The 18,340-nt window shown below is 59.2% G+C and carries 18 protein-coding genes; 7 read left to right on the top strand and 11 right to left on the bottom strand.

The window, feature by feature from the left end:
• The first annotated feature begins 63 nt into the window (after window positions 1–63).
• A complete protein-coding gene (locus TL10_RS12650; protein ID WP_338048648.1) occupies window positions 64–606 on the top strand; it encodes a glycosyltransferase in 543 nt (180 codons plus the stop codon).
• A gap of 68 nt (window positions 607–674) precedes the next feature.
• Window positions 675–1,139, top strand: a complete 465-nt coding sequence (locus TL10_RS30960; RefSeq protein ID WP_131630735.1) for a hypothetical protein — start codon at window positions 675–677, stop codon at window positions 1,137–1,139.
• A gap of 114 nt (window positions 1,140–1,253) precedes the next feature.
• On the opposite strand, the gene TL10_RS12645 is transcribed toward TL10_RS30960, so the two are convergent.
• Window positions 1,254–1,928 carry a class I SAM-dependent methyltransferase gene (locus TL10_RS12645; protein ID WP_043391042.1) on the bottom strand — a complete coding sequence of 225 codons (675 nt, stop codon included), beginning with the start codon at window positions 1,926–1,928 and terminating at the stop codon, window positions 1,254–1,256.
• A 439-nt stretch (window positions 1,929–2,367) separates the two neighbouring features.
• Between TL10_RS12645 and TL10_RS30955 the strand changes: the two genes are divergently transcribed.
• Both TL10_RS30955 and TL10_RS12640 read left to right on the top strand, forming a co-directional pair.
• Complete coding sequence (locus tag TL10_RS30955) at window positions 2,368–3,240, top strand: sulfotransferase family protein (RefSeq protein ID WP_131630734.1); 873 nt, start codon at window positions 2,368–2,370, stop codon at window positions 3,238–3,240.
• 9 nt (window positions 3,241–3,249) lie between these two features.
• Window positions 3,250–4,710 (top strand): oligosaccharide flippase family protein, encoded by a 1,461-nt coding sequence (locus tag TL10_RS12640; RefSeq protein WP_082067934.1) that lies wholly within the window; start codon window positions 3,250–3,252, stop codon window positions 4,708–4,710.
• A gap of 76 nt (window positions 4,711–4,786) precedes the next feature.
• Here the strand turns inward: TL10_RS12640 and TL10_RS12635 are convergent, their stop codons facing one another.
• The 6 genes from TL10_RS12635 to TL10_RS12610 form a co-directional block, all read right to left on the bottom strand.
• A complete protein-coding gene (locus tag TL10_RS12635) occupies window positions 4,787–5,608 on the bottom strand; it encodes a TylF/MycF/NovP-related O-methyltransferase (protein WP_043391036.1) in 822 nt (273 codons plus the stop codon).
• Between the two features lie 134 nt (window positions 5,609–5,742).
• Window positions 5,743–6,642: a rhamnan synthesis F family protein gene (locus tag TL10_RS12630; protein ID WP_043391033.1), complete on the bottom strand. Its 900-nt coding sequence runs from the start codon at window positions 6,640–6,642 to the stop codon at window positions 5,743–5,745.
• 130 nt (window positions 6,643–6,772) lie between these two features.
• The gene (locus TL10_RS29615) at window positions 6,773–7,444 is read right to left on the bottom strand and encodes a class I SAM-dependent methyltransferase (protein ID WP_051954508.1); all 672 of its coding nucleotides are present in this window, start codon (window positions 7,442–7,444) and stop codon (window positions 6,773–6,775) included.
• A gap of 72 nt (window positions 7,445–7,516) precedes the next feature.
• The gene (locus TL10_RS12620) at window positions 7,517–8,602 is read right to left on the bottom strand and encodes a GHMP family kinase ATP-binding protein (RefSeq protein ID WP_043985914.1); all 1,086 of its coding nucleotides are present in this window, start codon (window positions 8,600–8,602) and stop codon (window positions 7,517–7,519) included.
• A 15-nt stretch (window positions 8,603–8,617) separates the two neighbouring features.
• The gene (locus TL10_RS12615; protein WP_043985913.1) at window positions 8,618–9,160 is read right to left on the bottom strand and encodes an HAD family hydrolase; all 543 of its coding nucleotides are present in this window, start codon (window positions 9,158–9,160) and stop codon (window positions 8,618–8,620) included.
• A gap of 52 nt (window positions 9,161–9,212) precedes the next feature.
• Window positions 9,213–9,803, bottom strand: a complete 591-nt coding sequence (locus tag TL10_RS12610; protein WP_043391028.1) for a D-sedoheptulose 7-phosphate isomerase — start codon at window positions 9,801–9,803, stop codon at window positions 9,213–9,215.
• Window positions 9,804–9,971: 168 nt separating this feature from the next.
• On the opposite strand from TL10_RS12610, the gene TL10_RS12605 reads away from it, so the two are divergent.
• From TL10_RS12605 to TL10_RS29610, 3 genes are all read left to right on the top strand, one after another.
• Entirely contained in the window at window positions 9,972–10,970 is a 999-nt protein-coding gene (locus TL10_RS12605) for a glycosyltransferase family protein (protein WP_131630733.1), read from the top strand.
• On the top strand, window positions 10,967–11,911 hold the full coding sequence (locus tag TL10_RS12600; protein WP_043985911.1) for a glycosyltransferase family 2 protein: 945 nt from the start codon (window positions 10,967–10,969) through the stop codon (window positions 11,909–11,911). The genes TL10_RS12605 and TL10_RS12600 overlap by 4 nt, the downstream gene beginning before the upstream one ends.
• Window positions 11,912–12,052: 141 nt before the next feature.
• Entirely contained in the window at window positions 12,053–12,805 is a 753-nt protein-coding gene (locus TL10_RS29610; RefSeq protein ID WP_051954507.1) for a class I SAM-dependent methyltransferase, read from the top strand.
• Between the two features lie 55 nt (window positions 12,806–12,860).
• On the opposite strand, the gene TL10_RS30145 is transcribed toward TL10_RS29610, so the two are convergent.
• The 4 genes from TL10_RS30145 to TL10_RS30950 all read right to left on the bottom strand — a co-directional run bounded on the left by TL10_RS30145 (window position 12,861) and on the right by TL10_RS30950 (window position 18,237).
• On the bottom strand, window positions 12,861–15,044 hold the full coding sequence (locus tag TL10_RS30145; RefSeq protein WP_081936519.1) for an acyltransferase family protein: 2,184 nt from the start codon (window positions 15,042–15,044) through the stop codon (window positions 12,861–12,863).
• 314 nt (window positions 15,045–15,358) lie between these two features.
• On the bottom strand, window positions 15,359–16,210 hold the full coding sequence (locus tag TL10_RS12585; protein ID WP_131630732.1) for a hypothetical protein: 852 nt from the start codon (window positions 16,208–16,210) through the stop codon (window positions 15,359–15,361).
• 81 nt (window positions 16,211–16,291) lie between these two features.
• Window positions 16,292–17,530, bottom strand: coding sequence for an O-antigen ligase family protein (locus TL10_RS12580; protein ID WP_192830222.1), 1,239 nt, complete (start codon window positions 17,528–17,530; stop codon window positions 16,292–16,294).
• Window positions 17,531–17,574: 44 nt separating this feature from the next.
• A complete protein-coding gene (locus TL10_RS30950) occupies window positions 17,575–18,237 on the bottom strand; it encodes a hypothetical protein (protein ID WP_131630730.1) in 663 nt (220 codons plus the stop codon).
• Between the last annotated feature and the right edge of the window lie 103 nt (window positions 18,238–18,340).

The following is an 18,340-nucleotide window of genomic DNA, read 5'->3' as shown; positions in this document are numbered from 1 at the left end:
CCGCTTGCCTTCATGCGAGGGCATCAAGGGTTCCACGACAGCCCAGAACTCGTCAGAAATCACATCCATCCGTGTCACCGATCAATCGTCGCCGATAACACCCTCACATTCGGGAGACACGCCCTAGCCACCCATCCTTCGGTGACCTGGTTGGGCCACGTGCACGATGACGCGCTGCTGCTCGCGCTGTGGCAGCATGCGGGCCTCTACTTCCACGGACACAGCGTCGGTGGAACCAACCCAGCGTTGGTGCAAGCAATGGCCGCTGGCGCGCCGATTCTGGCGCGCGACACCGACTACAACCGCGAGGTGCTCGGTTCGGCCGGCGAGTTTGTCTCCGATGATCCAGAGTTGATCGCCAAAAACGTGCTCCACTTGATGGACAGTCCTGCTGTACGGGAACACGACTCGCGTGCGGGCATGCGGCGGGCGGCGCAGCACTACTCGTGGGCATCGGTAGCCCGCGGCTATGACGGTGCGATGCGGGCAGTGATGGAGGCCCGTGGAATGGCCGCGCATGCCGAAGTGCATCCGATTCTGAGTCGCGCAGCGGCGCTGAAAGTTCCGGTGCCACGCTCGGTGGTAACGCAGCGACTAGCGATGTAGTGGCCTTCAGCACGAACGCCGTACGAGGTCCTTTCAAATTGAACCCAAACTCTTCGGAGGAGGCTCTTGTGGGCAAGATTCTTGGCTGCGCCGTTGCATTGTCGCTGTTCGGCGGGGTACTAGCTAGCGCAGGAACCGCCAACGCCTTCACAATGCCGTCGATGGTCGGTAAGACGTACAGCGAGGCGGCTGGCGCGTTGACGAAGTGGAAGTTCCCGTTTGAGGTTTCGACGACAGTAGGTACGGAGCTTGCGCGGGACGATTGCATGGTCGTAAGTCAGGTGCTTCGCGGGGCATCGAAGTTCGGCGCGGTGAACAATCCTGCCAAGCTGCTGTTATCACTGGATTGCAATGCCCCAGTCGCAGACGCAACACATCCTGGCAACTCGGCGGGGAGCCCGACCGGTCGCAAAGCGAAAGCGGCAGCGGCACAGGAGAAATGGCTTCGTGCAAATCCCGACATATGCGTGAAGATGAAAGCCTCGCACCCTGAGTGGTTCCCCCTGAAGGGTTGCGACGAAGTCAACAATTAGCCTGAGGCGTACACCTCTGACAGTCCGATCGCAGATTCACGCGGTGTGGCCGACTTCCACCGGATGATGCTATGGGACAGCCCATTTTGATCCGCGCGATTCGGCCGCGGGACATCACGACGGAATGTGTGCGCGCAAATCAATCTGCCACCAGAAGAGATGCGGTCTCCGCGTCAACGCGGATAGCATCCGCTGCTTCGTCGTCAGTGGCGAAAGCGGTTGGACAACATCGACTACGAAACCACACTCAGCGAACATCGCGGCATATGAGGATGGAGTGAACCACCGTAGGTGCGTCGCGTCCATGGGGCCCTCTTTCTCGAGCCGCCAGTCGCCCGCGATGAGCATTCGGATAATCCGCTGGTGGGCGACGTTCGGCGAGCTTGCGTAGACGACGGCGCCGGGGCTCAGGAGCGGCCGCAGCTTACTCAATGTTGCCCATGGATCCCGCAGGTGCTCGAGCACCTCGCTTAGGATCAGCGCGTCGAACGATCCGGGCGTCCATGGCAGGTCGATCGCCTCGACATCCCCCACGACTACCTCGGTGAGCTTTGCTGCTGCACTCATACCGGCCGACGGCTCTAGCTCGACGCCGCAGTAGGTTGCGGCTCGACCCAGCGAGAGCGCCAACTCTCCGGTGGCGCCGGAGCCGCAGCCAATCTCGAGAACGTTCGCGTCTCGCGGGAGTGCAGCGACGTAGTCTGCGCGCTCACTCCCGAAGTAGGCTGCTCCTTTTCCCGCATAGTTCGCCCAGACATCGCGTTGCGATTCGCTCCTCGGGGAGGTCACGGAACGTAGAATACCTAATAATTAACCGACGGAGGCCTCTAACGGCTAAGTCCATCGGAACGTATTCCGGACCCACAGGCAATCCGGCGATAAGTCCCAGCCCCATCAACTGTGGAGGGGTTGGGACGCCGCGAGTACGCCGGCATCAGCGTCGGGGTGTTGCAGAGATCGGCGGCTGAAGGGGGCAGCGATCGGTAGGAACGCTATGGCCGTTACAGTATCGCCGCCGAAACAGTCACTCTCCCAAAGGGATATCCCCCGCTGGAAGCCGCGTTTTGCGTGCTGCGCATTCGTCGCCGCTTGATGACGGTTCTCTGAAAACCGACTTGGGCCAGGGGTCAAGTCGGGTAATCTAGCGTTCTACCAGGTACTGGTGATACCCATGGTCCGGGTCGGGCGATCGGCTGCTCCGATAGCGAACTATCGATGAGGTTTACAGATGGTGGCTGGGCTGATAATTGCTGGCGTCGGCAGAAGTGGCACTTCTACAGCGGCGGCGCTGGCCGAACTGGCGGGTCTCCGTCCGCCGCATGGCGCGGACATGATGAGTGGCAATGAATGGAACCCGGACGGGCACTGGGAAAGCACCAGCCTTGTCAACTTCAATGACCGACTCCTCGCTACCGCCGGACAGAATTGGTGGACACCCTGCCCTGCCGAGCGCAACGCCTCCGATAATCTTGCCTCTATCGTCAGCTGCACTAATCGCGCGGTACAGATATTTCAGCACGCGTTCGGAGAAAGAGGAGGGTGGCTTTGGAAAGACCCGCGTCTTACCGTGTTGCTGCCATTCTGGGACCGAGTACTCGGCATTCAACCACTATTGATTCCTTATCGCGATCCTTTGGAAGTAGCCGCGAGTATCGCAAGGCGCGACCGATTGAGCCTGGATGTATGCCTTGCGATCTGGGAGCGTCATTCACGCCATATGCTCACTACGGCCGCTGGACATCCGGCGCTATTTGCTGACTACGCACTTTTGACCGAACAATCAGACATTTGGTTTGGCAAGTTGGTTGAGTTCTGTGCCAAATCCGGGCTTAACGTGGCGGAGTCTGAATTGGACTCCACGACGCGGGTACGTCGTATTGCCCGGCCTTCGGTGGACGCTGTGCTCACGCGCAATCAGGCCGATCTGGCTGAAGTGATCGCCGGTCTGGACGGGCTGCATTCAGAGTTTCAAACGCCGCCACTTCCAGCAGAATCACCAGGTAATCAGCGTCTGATCAACACCCTGCCGAAACCCAAATCGATTGCGCGGTTCCGCTCACAAGTCTATGTACGCAGGCATTCGAGGGACCTTGCGCGGTGATTTGCCGACATGGCGGCTAGAGGCGGTCTGGGCGCAGGAATGCGGTGGAGCATCATTTCGATGTTCGGCCGAGAGGGCTCGCGTCTGGTCTTCACCGTGTTGCTGGCCCGCCTCCTTGGTCCGGAGGAATACGGGGTAGCTGCACAGGCCACCGTCCTGATCGCCATCGTGTGCATCCTGGTCGACCAGGGATTCTCGGCGGCATTGATTCAACGCCCTGCGCTTGCAGCCGAAATGCCCGGCGCCACCGCATCTGTCAATGTGGTGATTGGCATGCTCCTCACCGTCGCGACTGCCGCCATTTCTCCGCTTTGGGCTGTATTTATGAAGTCGCCGGCACTCGGACCCATGTTGGCCGTGCTGTCGGTCGAATTGTTGATTCGTTCGGCGGCTATAACTCCTCGCGCGATGCTGATCCGGAGCATGCAATTTCGAACCATTGCTATCGTCGATACGCTGGGGGTTGTTTCTGGTGGAGCATGCGGACTGGTCGCTGCGCTGATCTGGCATAGCGCCTGGGCGATAGTAATCCAACTGATCGCGACGGATCTCGTCACTCTATTGGTGATGGTATTCATGGGTGTGACGTACCGGCCCAACCTGCAGTTCCGCCATGTGGCCGAACTATTCGGATTCTCGTGGCGGGCATCTGCGACGGGAGTGCTGCTCAACTCTGTTGCAACAAACGTGGACAACGTCCTGATCGGGTGGCTTTGGGGACCAATCGCGCTCGCGAATTATGCGCTGGCCTACCGCCTGCTGATGCTGCCTGTCGCGCTCGCAACTGCCACCGTAGGGCCGGTACTGCTGTCAGCATTCTCTCGGATGGCTGACGACATCGCTGCAGCCGCTGCTCAAATGACTCGAGCAGTTCGTGCGCTCGCCACCATTTTCATACCAGCTATGGCTCTGGTCGCCGTGGCTGCGCCCCAGTGGATACCGATCTTCTTTGGAACGGAATGGCGTTCTGCGGTGCCAATCATTCAGGTCATGACGTTGGCGGGCGCCGTGCAGACGGTCTACAAGTGTTCAACCTCGTCGCTACTGCTCGGGTTCGGGAAGGCGGCGAGCGCACTTCGATATGCGCTCGTGGTAACGAGCGTCACGACTATTGGGATCGTCGCTGGTCTGCCCTTTGGTGTTTTAGGTGTTGCTGCTGGCCTGACCACCGCGACTGGTCTGTTGCTTCCAATCGAGTGGATCATCCGAAAACGTGTTCTGGATATATCGGTCCGAACACAGATCGCCTCGCTTGTACCCGCCGTTCATGCAGCCGCTTGGGGTGTCGCGGTATATCTAGGCGTCGTGAAGTTCGTACCGAGTGAAGGCGCTGGCTTGCTCATCGTTGGAACGATGCTCAGCGCTGCCGCTGCCGTGGCAGTCGTGCGATTGTGCCACCGCAGTTTGTATGACGAGTTGTCGCACATCGTCCGCCATCTGGGCGGACGCGCGACAGGTGTTGCCGCCTGATGGTGGCTGGCGATCCCTGGCTAGGGTCCGATGGCGGGCGGCTGCTTCTATCGAGCACAACGTCAGCTACCGACCGTCAGGATGTCTTGCGCCAAAACGCGCCATAGCCATCAATGTCGACGATCTCCTCGTGGATACCGTGCGCAGATCGATAGTCATGAACTGCGCGCCGGCACGCCTCGATGTTGCCGTAGTCATCAATGACGCAATAGCCACCGACTGAGAGCTTCGGATAGAGGGGATCAAGCGCCTGAACCGTCGATTCGTACAGGTCACCGTCAAGACGTAGCAGCGCAATCTGTTCTGCAGGAAGGGTATTCAGAGTGTCTTTGAACCAACCTTTGACGAAATGCACGCTGTCGTCGAACAGCCCGTAACGTTCGAAGTTCCGCCTGACGGCATCTTCGCTCACCCCCAAGAAGAACGACGCTTGGTCCAGTCGGATTCCAGCGTCGAGAGGAAAGTTGACCTCATCGGGCGGGGGCAATCCCTCAAAAGAGTCACACAACCATATTTCTCTCTTCTCGCCGTAGGCCGTAAGAACGCCCTTCATGAAGATGGAAGATCCGCCTCGCCAAACCCCAGTTTCCACCAGATCGCCGGGGATGGCGTCGTTGATGATGTCCCTAATGCAGCTATGCAGGTTGTCGAGCCTGCGCAAGCCCACCATGGTTTCGGCGTGTGCTGGCCAGTCACGACCCAATTCACGTTCAATCGGGTCATAAGGCTCTGGGCGCGCCAGCACAAAACCGCGTTTTCGTAGCGATTTGGCCAGAGGTCGAAAGTACAGCTTCTTTCTGGGGCGGACCTCCCGCAGGGCGCCTTCGCTGAACCCGTATCTGGTCAACATGCGCTTGAGGAGTTCGATATATAGCTGTTGTTCGTGGGTGTCCGTCATGCTGCGCTGTCCTGTCCCGATTTCTGCTCGTCGGTCATCGAATGCTACCGCCTCATGCGGCTTGTCATGGCGGGTTGTTGTATCCCGACCCTGTTTGGAATGAGGGCTATTGCTGGTCCCTATGCCGCCGATAGTTATGGATGTTTCCCCAAACCCAGCCTTTCGACGTTCGATCGGATCAGTTCCACTGGATACTGCGTGTGTTTTTCGATGAATTCGTCAAGGCTTGACAAAGAGTCATGCCACGGATGGTTATAGCGGGGCAACGATGCTTTGAGGAATGGGAAACGCAGCGTCTCAATGAGCCCATCCCAGAAGAAGAGTGTGCTATTTCCGCGCTCTACAAAATGGGGTGCGTAACGATCTTCGGGCGATGCGTCCCGGGCTCTGGCGATGGTCTCGGCGGAAAGGAATGGCTTGGTTACGAGCCCCGCGTCACGCGCTCGTGCGGACAAGCCGATTTCGTATTGCTTGATCAGTTCCCATTTGTTAAGGGTGTACTTAAATCCGTTCCAGAAGTTCTCAAGGAAAGGCTTTGTGCGGCGATTGAGATCCCAGGCCAGGAAGAACGACTGGAGGTGCCGTACCTGTTCGAGACTCTCTATGGCGCCGTACATGTCGGCTCCGTAGAACGAATCCCACATTTCTTCGATCGGATAGAGCGGTCCAAAAACACTGTCGTTGGCGATAACTAGGCGATCAAACTGGTCAAGCGTCCACCCGGAATCTTTGAGTATATTCCAGGCAAGGTGCCAGGAGCCGAAGTCCAGTGACAGCGTGCGACGCGTGTATATGCCCGCACAAAGGGGGCGAATAGGCGCAACTGAATCTGACGTGATGTTAGGCGAGCCGGAAACGAAAATGATCGTTGCATCCAATCGCCGCAAGGAATCGAGGTAGTAGGCAACGTAGGGATCGATAATGCCCTGCAGATCGAAGTGCGCGAAGAGAACTAGCGTACGACTGCCGGAAGGTGGTTGTGGAGGGAGCTGCTGATGGGTTTCGTGCACGAACCTCAAGGCATTGCCGGCCACGCGGTACCGCGCGGCGTTTACATGATCAGACAAGCGTTGGGGTATTTCGTGTGACCTCATTTGGCGCCTTGTGCTAGCTGGCGGAGAACCGGGTGATCGGCATTAGGAGACTGTATCGACTTAGTGAGATTCAGGTCCTCGTTCCCCAAATCACGGTTTCGAATCCGTACAGCGCCCACGTACCTCGCATCACCTTCTTGCGAGTGCGGCTGATCGGTTCGCTGACCAGTCCGAGCAGAGCCCAGTTGAAAGGCCGGAACCGCTCGGCCGCAAAATCGATCTTGACGCCAGCTGTAGTGAGCAAGCCAATCACTCGGTGATAGTCAGGTGGTCGGACGTGCGTATCGTCGTCGAAGAAGTTCAATGTGCCTTCCCTCGAAGGGAAGTTGACGGTATTGACCGAGGGGAAAGCCAGGTAGATACGGCCTTCGGGACGGAGTGCGCGCGCCATTGCCGTAACGACGCCGTCGGGCTCGGCGCAGTGCTCCAGGTTGTGAGAACTCACGACTGCGTCGAACTCACCGTGCCGCTCCTCGATCGCTCCGAGGAATCTGTCAGGCGGGACGACAAGATACTGGTCGGCGTAGTCGTTGGGGTCGTGCTCGACACCGTAGTCGGCGATGTCGAGTCCGACGTATCGAATATCGGGACGAATGGACTTGAACAAATACGGTGAATCGTTGCCGCAGCCTATGTCGAAAACCTCGGCACCCGTAGGTAATTCAGCAAGGAATCGTCGCCGGTTGTGTGCGCGCATGACGACATGCCCCAACGACTTTGCACGTTCGCTGATCTGCGGCATCTCAGCTGATGTCCTCGCCTGTCAACATTGCTCCTGTCCTACGGGGACTACCGGCCGTGGCGCCAGGCCACCTCAATCCGATCCAGATCGGTTGTCGCAGCCCGATATGCATCCAGCCTTGTGCTCCGGTATCCGCCATGTCACCGCGCCGCTCTTGGTGAACAGGCACGGTGCCACCGAGCCGCCGCATTCCTTCTCCAGCCCCCGCACCACCTCGATACGGCGCCGCGGGTCGACGATCATCATGAGGAAGCCACCTCCGCCGGCGCCGGATACCTTGCCGGCAACCATTCCGTGCGAGGCGGCTACTTCGTAGGCGCGCTCGATATCCGAGTTCGAAATGCGGGATGCCAACCGCTTTTTGGCCTCCCAACCACGTAGCAACGAGTCGGCGAACCCGGGGATATCGCCAACCACCAGGAGATCCTTCATCTCCAGAGCCTCGGCGCGGATCGTGTGGGTCGCATCGAGCGCGTCCTCGTGGCCTTCGACGACGTTCCGCTGCTGCTCGGCGATGACTTCAGACGACAGTCTCGAGACGCCGCCGAAGTAGAGCAGCAAAGACGCTTCCAATTCGGCGATGACGTCACGGCGAATGCGCAGTGGGTTCACGACGACTTCTCTGCCGCGGCGCGATTCCATGTAGTTGAACCCACCAAACGCCGCGGCGTAGTGATCCTGCCAGCCGCCCGCCATACCCAGGTCGACACGTTCGACCTCCCACGCGAGCCGCGCCAACTCATAGGGGCCCGGTGTGATGCCGATTAGCTCGCAGGTCGTGATCAGCATGGCTACGACCAACGCAGACGAAGAGCCCAAACCGGACCCGGGCGGGGCATCCACCTGGGTGGCGAGCCGTATCGGGAACGGTGATCCGCCGTTGAACTCCGCCATCACACGCCGATACACGGCGACGTGAAGAGGGAAGTCGTCTTCGAGACAGCGAAGTTCGGCGATATCGGCCTCTCCCGAGCGATCGCGGTCCGGGGACTCGAAAGCGATGTGTTCGCCGCATCCAGCTTCGGCGAACGCGTAGGCATACCGATCGATAGTGGCGTTGAGTATTCGGCCGCCATACTCAGCGGAGTAAGGATCGACATCGGTGCCGCCGCCGCCTAAGCCCAAACGTAATGGTGCCCGCCCACGCACGATCTTCATGAGCTGCGTTCCTCCCTAGTGGAGTTCCCCCTGTGCCGATATTACCGCTAACGTAAATTCATGGAGGGAATTGAACGAAACGTCAATACCGCTGTCCGGGGTCCTCGAATCGCCGATATGGACACCTACGCATCCACCGGTCAGAGCAGCTACGTTCTGGGCTAATTCAAGATCGCTGTCGCTGTCGCCAACCATCACGCTCAGTGCCGGGTCGACTTCGGGATGGTGGCCGAGCCAGTCCAGGAGGAGGCCGGGGCTGGGCTTCCTGCAGCAGCAGTGAGCGTCCTCTAGGTGGGGGCAGACCTGGAAAGCGTTAATTTCGAGACCATTTCGACCAGTCTCCGCCCGGATGCGACGATGGATCGCTGCCACGTCCTCGGCCGTCATCAGTCCCTTGCTGATGCCTTGCTGATTGGTGGCGACGACCACATAGGGTGCCCACTCCAGAAGTGTGCCGATGGCGGTCGCGGCTCCCGGCAACCATTCGAAGTCGGCCCAGCTACGGACATAGTCGCCAACTATTTGACGGTTGATTACTCCATCACGGTCGATGAACAAACACCATTGCCGACCGACTCGGTCGTGGACAACATCTCGAACCGACGAATAGTCAGCAGCTGTGCTGCAGGGGCCCGAAAAGTGAGTATTCGACATGTTCTGAAATGGCGTGAATAAATACGATGTGCGATTCCTGAATGCGACCTGTGTCGGTCGATGGAACGTTTATCAGAAAGTCGGCGAATTCAGCCAATTTGCCGCCGGTAGCCCCCGTCATGGCCACCACTGCGACGCCGATTTCCCGGGCTTTCTCTGCTGCCCGAATCACGTTCGGAGAGTTGCCTGAGGTGCTGATGGCGACCAGTGTGTCGCCTTGCCTGGCAGATGCTTCAAGCGCGCGCGCGAAGACTGTGTCGTAGTCGTAGTCGTTTGCTACGGCGGTGAGGTGAGACGAGTTTCCGTGCAGGGCCTCCGCGCCGAGGGGCGGCCGGTCGAAGATGAAATGACCTGTCAGTTCGGCTGCAAAGTGTTGCGCATCGGCCGCGCTCCCTCCGTTGCCACACATGAACAGCCGTCCGCCCGCGCGATAGCTGGCGACTATCCGATCCTCGACCGCTTGGATGGTAGCCAGCAGTGCGGGGTCGTCGAGGATGCGTTGCTTGACGGCGACGGTCTCCGTGAATATTTCTTGGGTGCTCCTCATGTGCGCTCCTACAGACTCAACACGTATTGCGACCTCTTCAAACAACAGTGGTTTTGGGCACTGCCACCGACGCGCTGCTGCTATTCTGCCGACAATAGACGTCCGCGACCAGATGCACTGCGGAAGGCCAGGGAAATTAGAAATGATTTCGAAAGTGGCGGAGATCAGTTGACGGGGCCGGTCGGCGTCTGCGTACGGATCTACAGTCCGCTGCACTACGTCTCTGAACATTTCGTCGAGCGCTTGATCGAATCGCTCGGCGCCGGAGGCATTCCATGTGTTCGCTTGGCCTCGCGTAATGGTGAGGTGGGCACAAATCGTCTCGCAAAAGCGCAGGCGCTCGGCGCCCACGTACGAAACGTGCGCCAATATGTTCGTATGGGAGGCCCCAACGTCGTCGCTTGGCCTCTGACTGGTTGGTGGGAGATGCCGTTGTGGCGCCACCGTACTCACCCGACATTCATTGCCATGCATGATCCCGAAGCGGTGGCCCGACAAGACGGCCTGACGCCACTGGCCGCGGTGAATGCGATCAAGCTGTCCGGCTCTCGTTGGCCGCATCTGGTGACCATGAGCCCGGAGGCATACACGGCCGCAGCCCGGCATGTCGATCAAGATCGCCTCCATCATGTGCCTCATCCGATGCGTGCGCCGCAGCTGAACCAAGTGCCAGCAGACCGAAAGTCCGTCCTTGTGCTCGGTCAGTACAAGCCGGCTCGGGATCTGGATGTGATGTCTGCGATTGCACCCGCCCTGCGGGCAGCCGGATGGGTGCCCATAGTTGCCGGTCGTGGCTGGCCGTCCGTATCTGGCTGGGATGTCATCGACCGCTTCGTCAGTGAGGCCGAGTTCTCCGAGCTGCTCAGCTCCACCGCGGTGGTATTGCTGCCCTACAAGCACTACTTCCAAAGCGGTGTGGCGTTGCGTGCGCTCGAGGCCGGTGTGCCGACGGTCGGGCGGAGCACCGGATTCCTCACCTCGATTCTTGGCGCGAATTTCCCGGGGGCCGTGGCAAACTGGAACGACCCCGAGTCCTGGCTGCAGGCGGTTGCCGCGGCCACGTCCGCCCGCGAGTCCCAAATGCTGGCTGCGGCAGCCTATTCAGATCGGGCGGCAGCAGCGTGGCGTGACCTCTTGTGTAGGTCGGAACAGATGTCGGTCCCATGAGCAATGCCGTAGACGGCACACTGCATGTTCTGACCGTTCACTTCAACACACCGGCTCTGGCTTCGGGCTTGGTGAGGTGCCTTCCCTCGCAGACGCCGAGCGGGCGCAGAGTTGTCATCCACGTGCTCGACAACTGTTCGACACCCGAGAATCTCCGCGAGCTCCGTGACAACCTTGCCGGGTTGGGCGCAGTGATCCTCCATGTCAGCGATCGGAACATCGGATTTGGTGCGGGGATCAACTTGTTGGCCGGTCAAAACGACATTGGGCCGTCCGACGTGCTGTGGCTCCTCAATCCTGACACCCGACTCGAGGTTGGATGCCTCGAGCAGCTCGAAACTGCGCTGGACGCGGGCCACTTCGATGCGGTCTCCCCGTTCATCTTCAGTGGAGACGGGGACTCTGCCTGGGTTTGGTACTGCGGTGGTGATGTTGACAGGCGCTCGGTACGAGTGGCGCATCGCCTATACGGCAGCGCAACCGCTTCCGTGCCGCGAGAGGCGTTTGAGACCGAATTCATGACTGGTGCGGCTCCGATGATGAGAGCGTCCGTGTTCCGCGCGGTCGGCGGGTTCCCCGGCGACTACTTCCTCTACTGGGAAGACGCCCAATTCTCCTGGAAGGCAAGAGAACTGGGGTTCAGACTGGGTGTGGTCCCAACAGCGCGACTTTGGCATGCAGTGGGGGCTTCGTCGGGCAGCGGACAGAGCCGGACGTTCTACTATTGGGCCGCTCGGAATCGTTTCGTGTACGCGCGCGACACCGGTGTGGCGTTGCAGAAGCTGATTTTGGGTCGCGGCGCACTGGAGACATTACGACTGATCGCTCGCGCACTGCGCGAGGACGACGAGCGAACCCTGAAGCTGGGGGCTGCGATTCGTGGCACACGCGACGGGATTCGGCAATTTTCCGTGTCGAACATGCGAACCAGTGCATCTTGAGCGGGTGGGTCTGCCGTCGTCCGAGTGCGGCAAGCGGTCGCGAATTAGGCAGCGGCAGCCGCGATCTCCCCGCATTCTGGCTGGCGGACGGAGTCTGACCAAATTGCCCGCAACGTCAGTATTGCGTCCTAACATGAGAAGGTGGTCAACGCACTGAACCCGCCCGCACAGTTGCGCGGGCGTCATGGCGACCCACATCCCCGCGTCCAAGAGGTCGTCGACCGGTTGCTGGAGGGCAAGGATCGACCGCGTGTTCTGGAGGCTGGATGCGGCTCGCTCAGTCGGGTCACTCTGCCGAGCGGGCGTGTGCTCGTGGGCATTGACATTGAACAGCGGCAGCTGGACCGCAACACGTCGCTGGATGAGAAGATCCTCGGCGACCTACAGACCATGGCTACGCCCGTTGCGGGCTACGACCTCGTGCTCTGTTGGGACGTTATCGAGCATTTGCCGTTGCCGATGAACGCTCTGGAGCGGATGACAGCGGCGCTCAATCCGGGCGGCGGTTTGGTGCTGGCCTTCCCGCACCTCTGGTCGTTGAAGGGCCTGCTGACCAAGTTCACTCCGTTTTTCGTCCACGCGCTCTTCTACCGATACGTCGTCGGCGATAAGCGTCGCTCCGACGAATGGGACCAATTCCCTACCTTCTTTCGCGCGTGCATCGCGCCGGCGAAGTTGCGGGGCTGGGCAGCCGAGCATGGCCTCGAGGTGGCTTACGACGAGGTCTACGAAGGACCGGTTCAGACGGGCCTGCGCGCGCGAAACCGGCTGCTGGACAGAAGCTTCGCGGCGCTGGGAGCGGTTTCGCGAGTGCTCAGTCGTGGCCGGCTGGACTTGGGGCTGTCTGATTGTGTTTTGGTGCTTCGCCGACCGTCGGGCACTGCTGGACTCTGATCTCAGCGTTTGACGCTCAGCTGCATCGGTGTGTCGGGAGGCCGGTGAGCCCGTTCTAATCCGAACCCAATATTCCGGATGTCGTCAGCGACTCCAGAATGACAGGGCGGATCTTCTGTCCGTACGCAATGGTCATGTGCACCATGTCGCGCTTGGTGAGCGTTGTTCCGACGAAGCTGGGGCAGAGTCGTCCCGATGCACAGAACCAAGGTTGGGAATCGATCCACGTCCCACCGATGCTCTGCGCGAGTTCCTGCTCCGCGTTCGCGACCACTCGCCAAGCCTCGCTGACCCTCGATATGCAATCCTCAGGCGAACTCGAGTGCTTTCCGTAGCACTCACTGATTGCGACGCCACCAGGCGGCGGTGCGATGAAAACGATCTTCTTGACACTTGACCTGAACTTGTCGATGAAGGCTCTCAACGCATCAGCCCAGTCCTGCGGACTCAGAACTTCCCCGGTAGTCGCGAGTCGTTTGGGGCCGGAAAAATGCGAAATGATGACGACGTCCGGCCGTGTGTCGTTGATGTAGTCGACAGCGATCTGCTTCTTTTTCGCGCATGCGTCGACCATCGACTGGTCCTTGTATGAGACCGGCTGCTCGATGAAGTAGCACGCGTACTGCGCCTCGCTGTGAACATGGAAGGCACCGTTGGAGTTCAAGGCGATATCGCGCAGCGGGCCCAGGTACCCGAGCGCGACGGAATCGCCGATAACGACCGCTCGTGTGTGCGCGGATGGAGAACCCCAGCTGCACAGTTCAGGGCTTTGAACCACGGTGCCGCCGCATAGGTGTACTTCGGGCGGCGTGATGAGATCTTTGACGGCTACCTCGACGGGCGGGTCCAATTGTGGCCAGTCGGTGGCCCGCAGTGCGGCCAAGATTTCCTGGCGAAGGTCGTTCGCCAACGGCGCGGTGGCTGCTTCTTTTGGGGCATCGTATGAAGCGGCGACCGAAAGTACTTCCGGTGGCACCACCGGCTGGCGATAGGCATCCGGACGCTGTGCATACGCGGTGAGTGCCACAGTCAGCAGGGAAGCGGCCATGATCGCAGCGAACTGAGTTGGACGCCGTAACGTGAGTCGGCGGCGCTCCAATGTGCGCTGCGCTTGACGCAACTGAGCCAAATCAATGCGGCGCAGGGGATCTTCGATGAAGTGGTAGGACGCGATGGCCAATCCCAGAGACAGTGTTATCGCCGCTGCATAGTACGCAGTCGAGGGTGCCATGAGGACCCCGAGCAATATGATGACCGGCCAGTGGACCAGGTAGAGCGAGTAGGAGATGTTTCCGAGATAGGTGCTGACTGGATTACGCAGGAATGGCTGATATCGGGGTTCGCCGCCGACGCCGGCTGCGATCACCAGTGCGGACCCTGCGACGGGGAGGAGCGCCCACGGCGCGGGAAACCCCATCGCCGGATCTGTGATGAGCATGATGCTCGCTACGATGACCGCCAGCCCCGCCCATGACAGCACTGGCTTCACCACTGCGGGAATCCGGGCCAAGAGAGCGGTGGCGGTGGCCAACGCCGCACCGACACCCAATTCCCAAACCCGAGTGGATGTTTCGAAATACGCCCGTGCGGGCCATGTCGCGGATTCGTAGACAGCCCATGCGAACGACAAGGTCATGATTATCGCCATGGCGCCGCCTGCAAGCTGCATCCTGCGCCGGTGTGTCCACGACCTGCGAATCACGATCAGACTGATCACGAAAATCACTGCCGGCCAGACGAAGTAGAACTGTTCTTCCACCGAGAGTGACCAGTAGTGCTGGATCGGAGATGCTGAATCGTCCGCGTTGAAGTAGTCCGTGCCAGTCGCGGCGAAGTGCCAGTTCGCCATGAAGACGGATGCAAACAGCGCATCGACGCCGACTTCGTGGGCTCTGAATGGCTTGAAGATCAACGTTGCAGCCGCATACGTGAGCAACAGAACAACGGTGGCCGCCGGGATGATCCGTCGGACCCGGTTCCAATAGAACTGTCGGAAACGAACGGTCCCGTGTCTCTCCGCGCTTCGAAGAAGGTTGCCCGTGATCAGGAATCCTGAGATCACGAAAAACACATCGAGTGTGACAAAGCCGCCCTGTGGCCAGTGCCACAGGTGGGTGGCGAAGATCGTGAGCATGGCGAACATGCGTAGACCTTGGAGATCCAGTCGCTGATGCGACGCGGCGGCGGCCCGGTACCGCTCCCGGTTGAATCGGCGATACCGCTTGAGAAGTGACGCCACAGCCAGTCTCCTAATGTCCGGAGAAGCGTATCGCCGCCAGCGTCAATTTTTCGGCGATCAGATGAAGCTGTGAGAGCGTTCCTTGCATATGGCAGGTATCTGCCACGGAAACCGTCAACGTGACGCCGCCGAGCACGTCATGGGGTCGGCGGGCACGAGAACTGCACTACCGAAGTCAATCGGCACGTCCAGCCGAGGACGGATGAAAACGGTTCCTGGGAAAGGATTCTGATCCTCCGCGACCAGCACGGGTGTCTACATGGTGAGTCGCGTTCACACCTGGATGTGGTTGGTCCGATCCCGAATCCAGATGATCAGAGGGGGAGTTGCCCGCCCGCGTCGTCCCCAACGTACTCGGAGTATCGAGAGTGCTGGAAATCGTGATACACCATCACCTTCTCTTGCCACCTCTCATGGGCAAACTGCGCGAAGTCGTAGCAGGGCGATAGCTTGCGGTATTCGCCCCGCGCATTGAATTCGCGAATGGCGAGCCGCGCTCCGGTGTAGTCCGAGAAGACTTCGCCTGATCCGATAACATCATCCATGTTGCAGAACACCCGCGGCAGAATCGACTCTGTGCTCAGATCGAATATCTTGAACGCCTCAACAGTGGAGCTGTAGTAGTCCAAGTCGAAAGAAATCATCCCTACTGGAGCATCTGCGCATCCCTTGGAGATGAAGCTCGGCAGGGTGTCCGAGACCGGCCCTATGACGAGTTCGGCTGAATTCAGCCTGCTTTTCAGGGCGGGGATGTCCATTTCGTAGAAGCCACGCTTCCAGGCGTAGGGCAAATCGCGATAGTCGACAGGTGCCGGCAGACCTGCGCCCATGTCGAATCCGACGATACGGACGTGCACCGGCAGCGTCTCCTCGACTTGAGACTTGATTTGCTCCAGAACCAGTAATCCGGCTCCGCCCGCGACGCCGAACTCGATCCAGGTGACTTCTTTGTAGCCCAATCGAACGGCAGTTTCACTAGCGCAGATCGCAGTGTATGCGTATTGTGGCCGCGGCAGCATTCCAAGCTGAACTTGTTGCATGAGCGAGTATCCTGGACTGCCTGGAAGCGACGCTAAGAGGCGTCTGCCGATCAAGCCAACCGATGACGAATCTTTTGCGGCCGCGCGAACAAACTTGTTGATAAGTGCAGCCTTACGATTCTTCATCTGCAATCCTCGTCTTCAATGCATTGGCCTCAGGCGAACAAACCAATTCCTGTACTGGCGACCTGCGTGTTTTGAGTCGATTCAACGCGCTGGGATCGTGCCATCAGTGTTGGCTGGGCGGTGATCAGGACCGACATCCCCGCCAACGTCAGGTCGATCGTGGAGATGAGGCGACTCGGTCTTTTCTGTCTTTACGTATTGCACCGCCAGTCCGACGGCGATGAAGATCATGCTCTGGTATTGGGTTATGAGGCCCACGGTCAAAAACAGCGGGATTTGACCAACCAACGCGATCTCTGGCACAGATCCCCTGCCGGCTACGACTCGCGCCACAACGACGAACAGCGGGAGCACGATCATTGCAGTGATGACCCAGCCCCAGGTCACACCGAGGTACAGGACGGCGCTGTCGACCGAGTCAAGCGATGTGTTCCCGGGGAAGAAATCTGGGCATCGCCCGAACCATTTGATGATCGGCAAGTACGTCTCGTACAAGTAACTTCGGTATGTTGCGCTGACCTGTTCCTCTGTCGAGGATCCGGCCGCCCATTCCTCGATGATCGGCATGACGTGCGGGCCGATCAAAAACGTTGTTGCGGCTGCAACCAGTACAGCCACAGTTCGAGATGCTTGCTCTCTGGCGAGGTAAGCCATGGTCAAGCATCCTGTGAGCGCAGCAGCCAGCATTGCGCCCCTGCTGCCGGTCGCGATGATGCCGCAGCCGACTGCGACAAACATCAGAACCTTCCATGGGATACGAAATGACGCGTGTGCAATGAACGGGATGGCGAGCACGAGTGAGCCGCCTAGCGCGATTGAGTGCCCGAAAGCCCATGTGCTTCGATCGGCGCCGCCGCGTGACTGGATCAGGTGCCAGGTCTCGAACTCGGGTGATTTTGCGTTCCAATCGACTGACCAGTTCACGAACGGATGCCAGGCGAAGAATAGTTCGACTACCGCGAGACCGCCAACGACGGCAAGAAAAACAGAGAGCGCATCGACTGTGAATTGGAGCCCCGCGGCCGCCGCCAGTATTCGAATGACAAAATACGGAAGAACCCAGCGCACCGCCATTTCTGCCAACACGCCTCGGTTGACATCGTCCATCGCGAGAGAAGCTACGCCCAAGATTGAGATCAGGTATGCATCAAATGCGGTGAACTCGATGTGATGGCTGCCGAAGGTGATGGCCAAGACAACAATTAGCATGGCTACCATGCAATAGATTGGAACTGTGGCGAAGAAGTGAACACTGATCCAAATCGGCACCATCGTGATAGACAGCAGCCAAATAATTAGGGCCAATCGTGGTGCGGTCAATCGCCTGAATGGGAGCGTGTGCATGTTACTTCGGCCCCTCGCGCTTAGTGTTCCGGACCCGCTGCGGAAGCAGTGATGGGCGTCGTTGGCTGGCCATCTTCGAGAGCCCACACTTTGTCGAAGTCAAAGACTTCGCCGGCCGGTGTTCGGTTTGGAGACTCGCGCCAAAAGCCGAATGCGCCAGGCGATATGGGTATCGGGAGCGGTTTCGATACGGTGACTCCGGGGCCCGACACACTCACGCGGTCGCCAGTGGAGCTGAGAACGAACGTGTAGCGATGGTCGAGTTCCAACATATGAGGGAAACTTCCGGACGCGACGGTCTTCAGCGTGCCATTGACCAGTCTGCTCCTCAGCTCCCAAGAGCTTCTGTTGGCGAGAAACACCACAACATTAGTTTCGAGATTGTTGTCTCCGCCGGTCCCGATCATCATAGTGGTATCGCCGTTGATATTGTTGATCCGACGAAACTGACCCTCTGTGCCGATGCTCTGTACCGGAGCTCGAAATTGTCGTACTGCAATCGCATCACTTTTTCCGGCATACGTGAACTGCCCGTCCTTGATGTAGCCATCCATGGCCGGCAGCAAGGGTGCGCCGTTCTGAGGCATGCCACGCAAATCCCAGTCGTCTCCTAGGCCATTCGTCGTATCCGGCCGGTCGAAATCATCGATGAATGATGCCTTGTTTGGTGGCGATTCTGGCATTACGTGACCAGGCATCGTTGCCGTGCTTGTGAAGCTTGGTAGCAAGATTTCGCGCGAATCGTATGGTGGTGGAGGTTTGGGCGTGCATGCGGTGAGCGCCAAC

It is taken from the genome of Mycolicibacterium llatzerense, from assembly GCF_000878195.1.
In the GTDB taxonomy this organism is placed as follows: Bacteria; Actinomycetota; Actinomycetes; order Mycobacteriales; family Mycobacteriaceae; genus Mycobacterium; species Mycobacterium llatzerense.
This window is presented reverse-complemented; position numbering and strand designations above follow the sequence as displayed.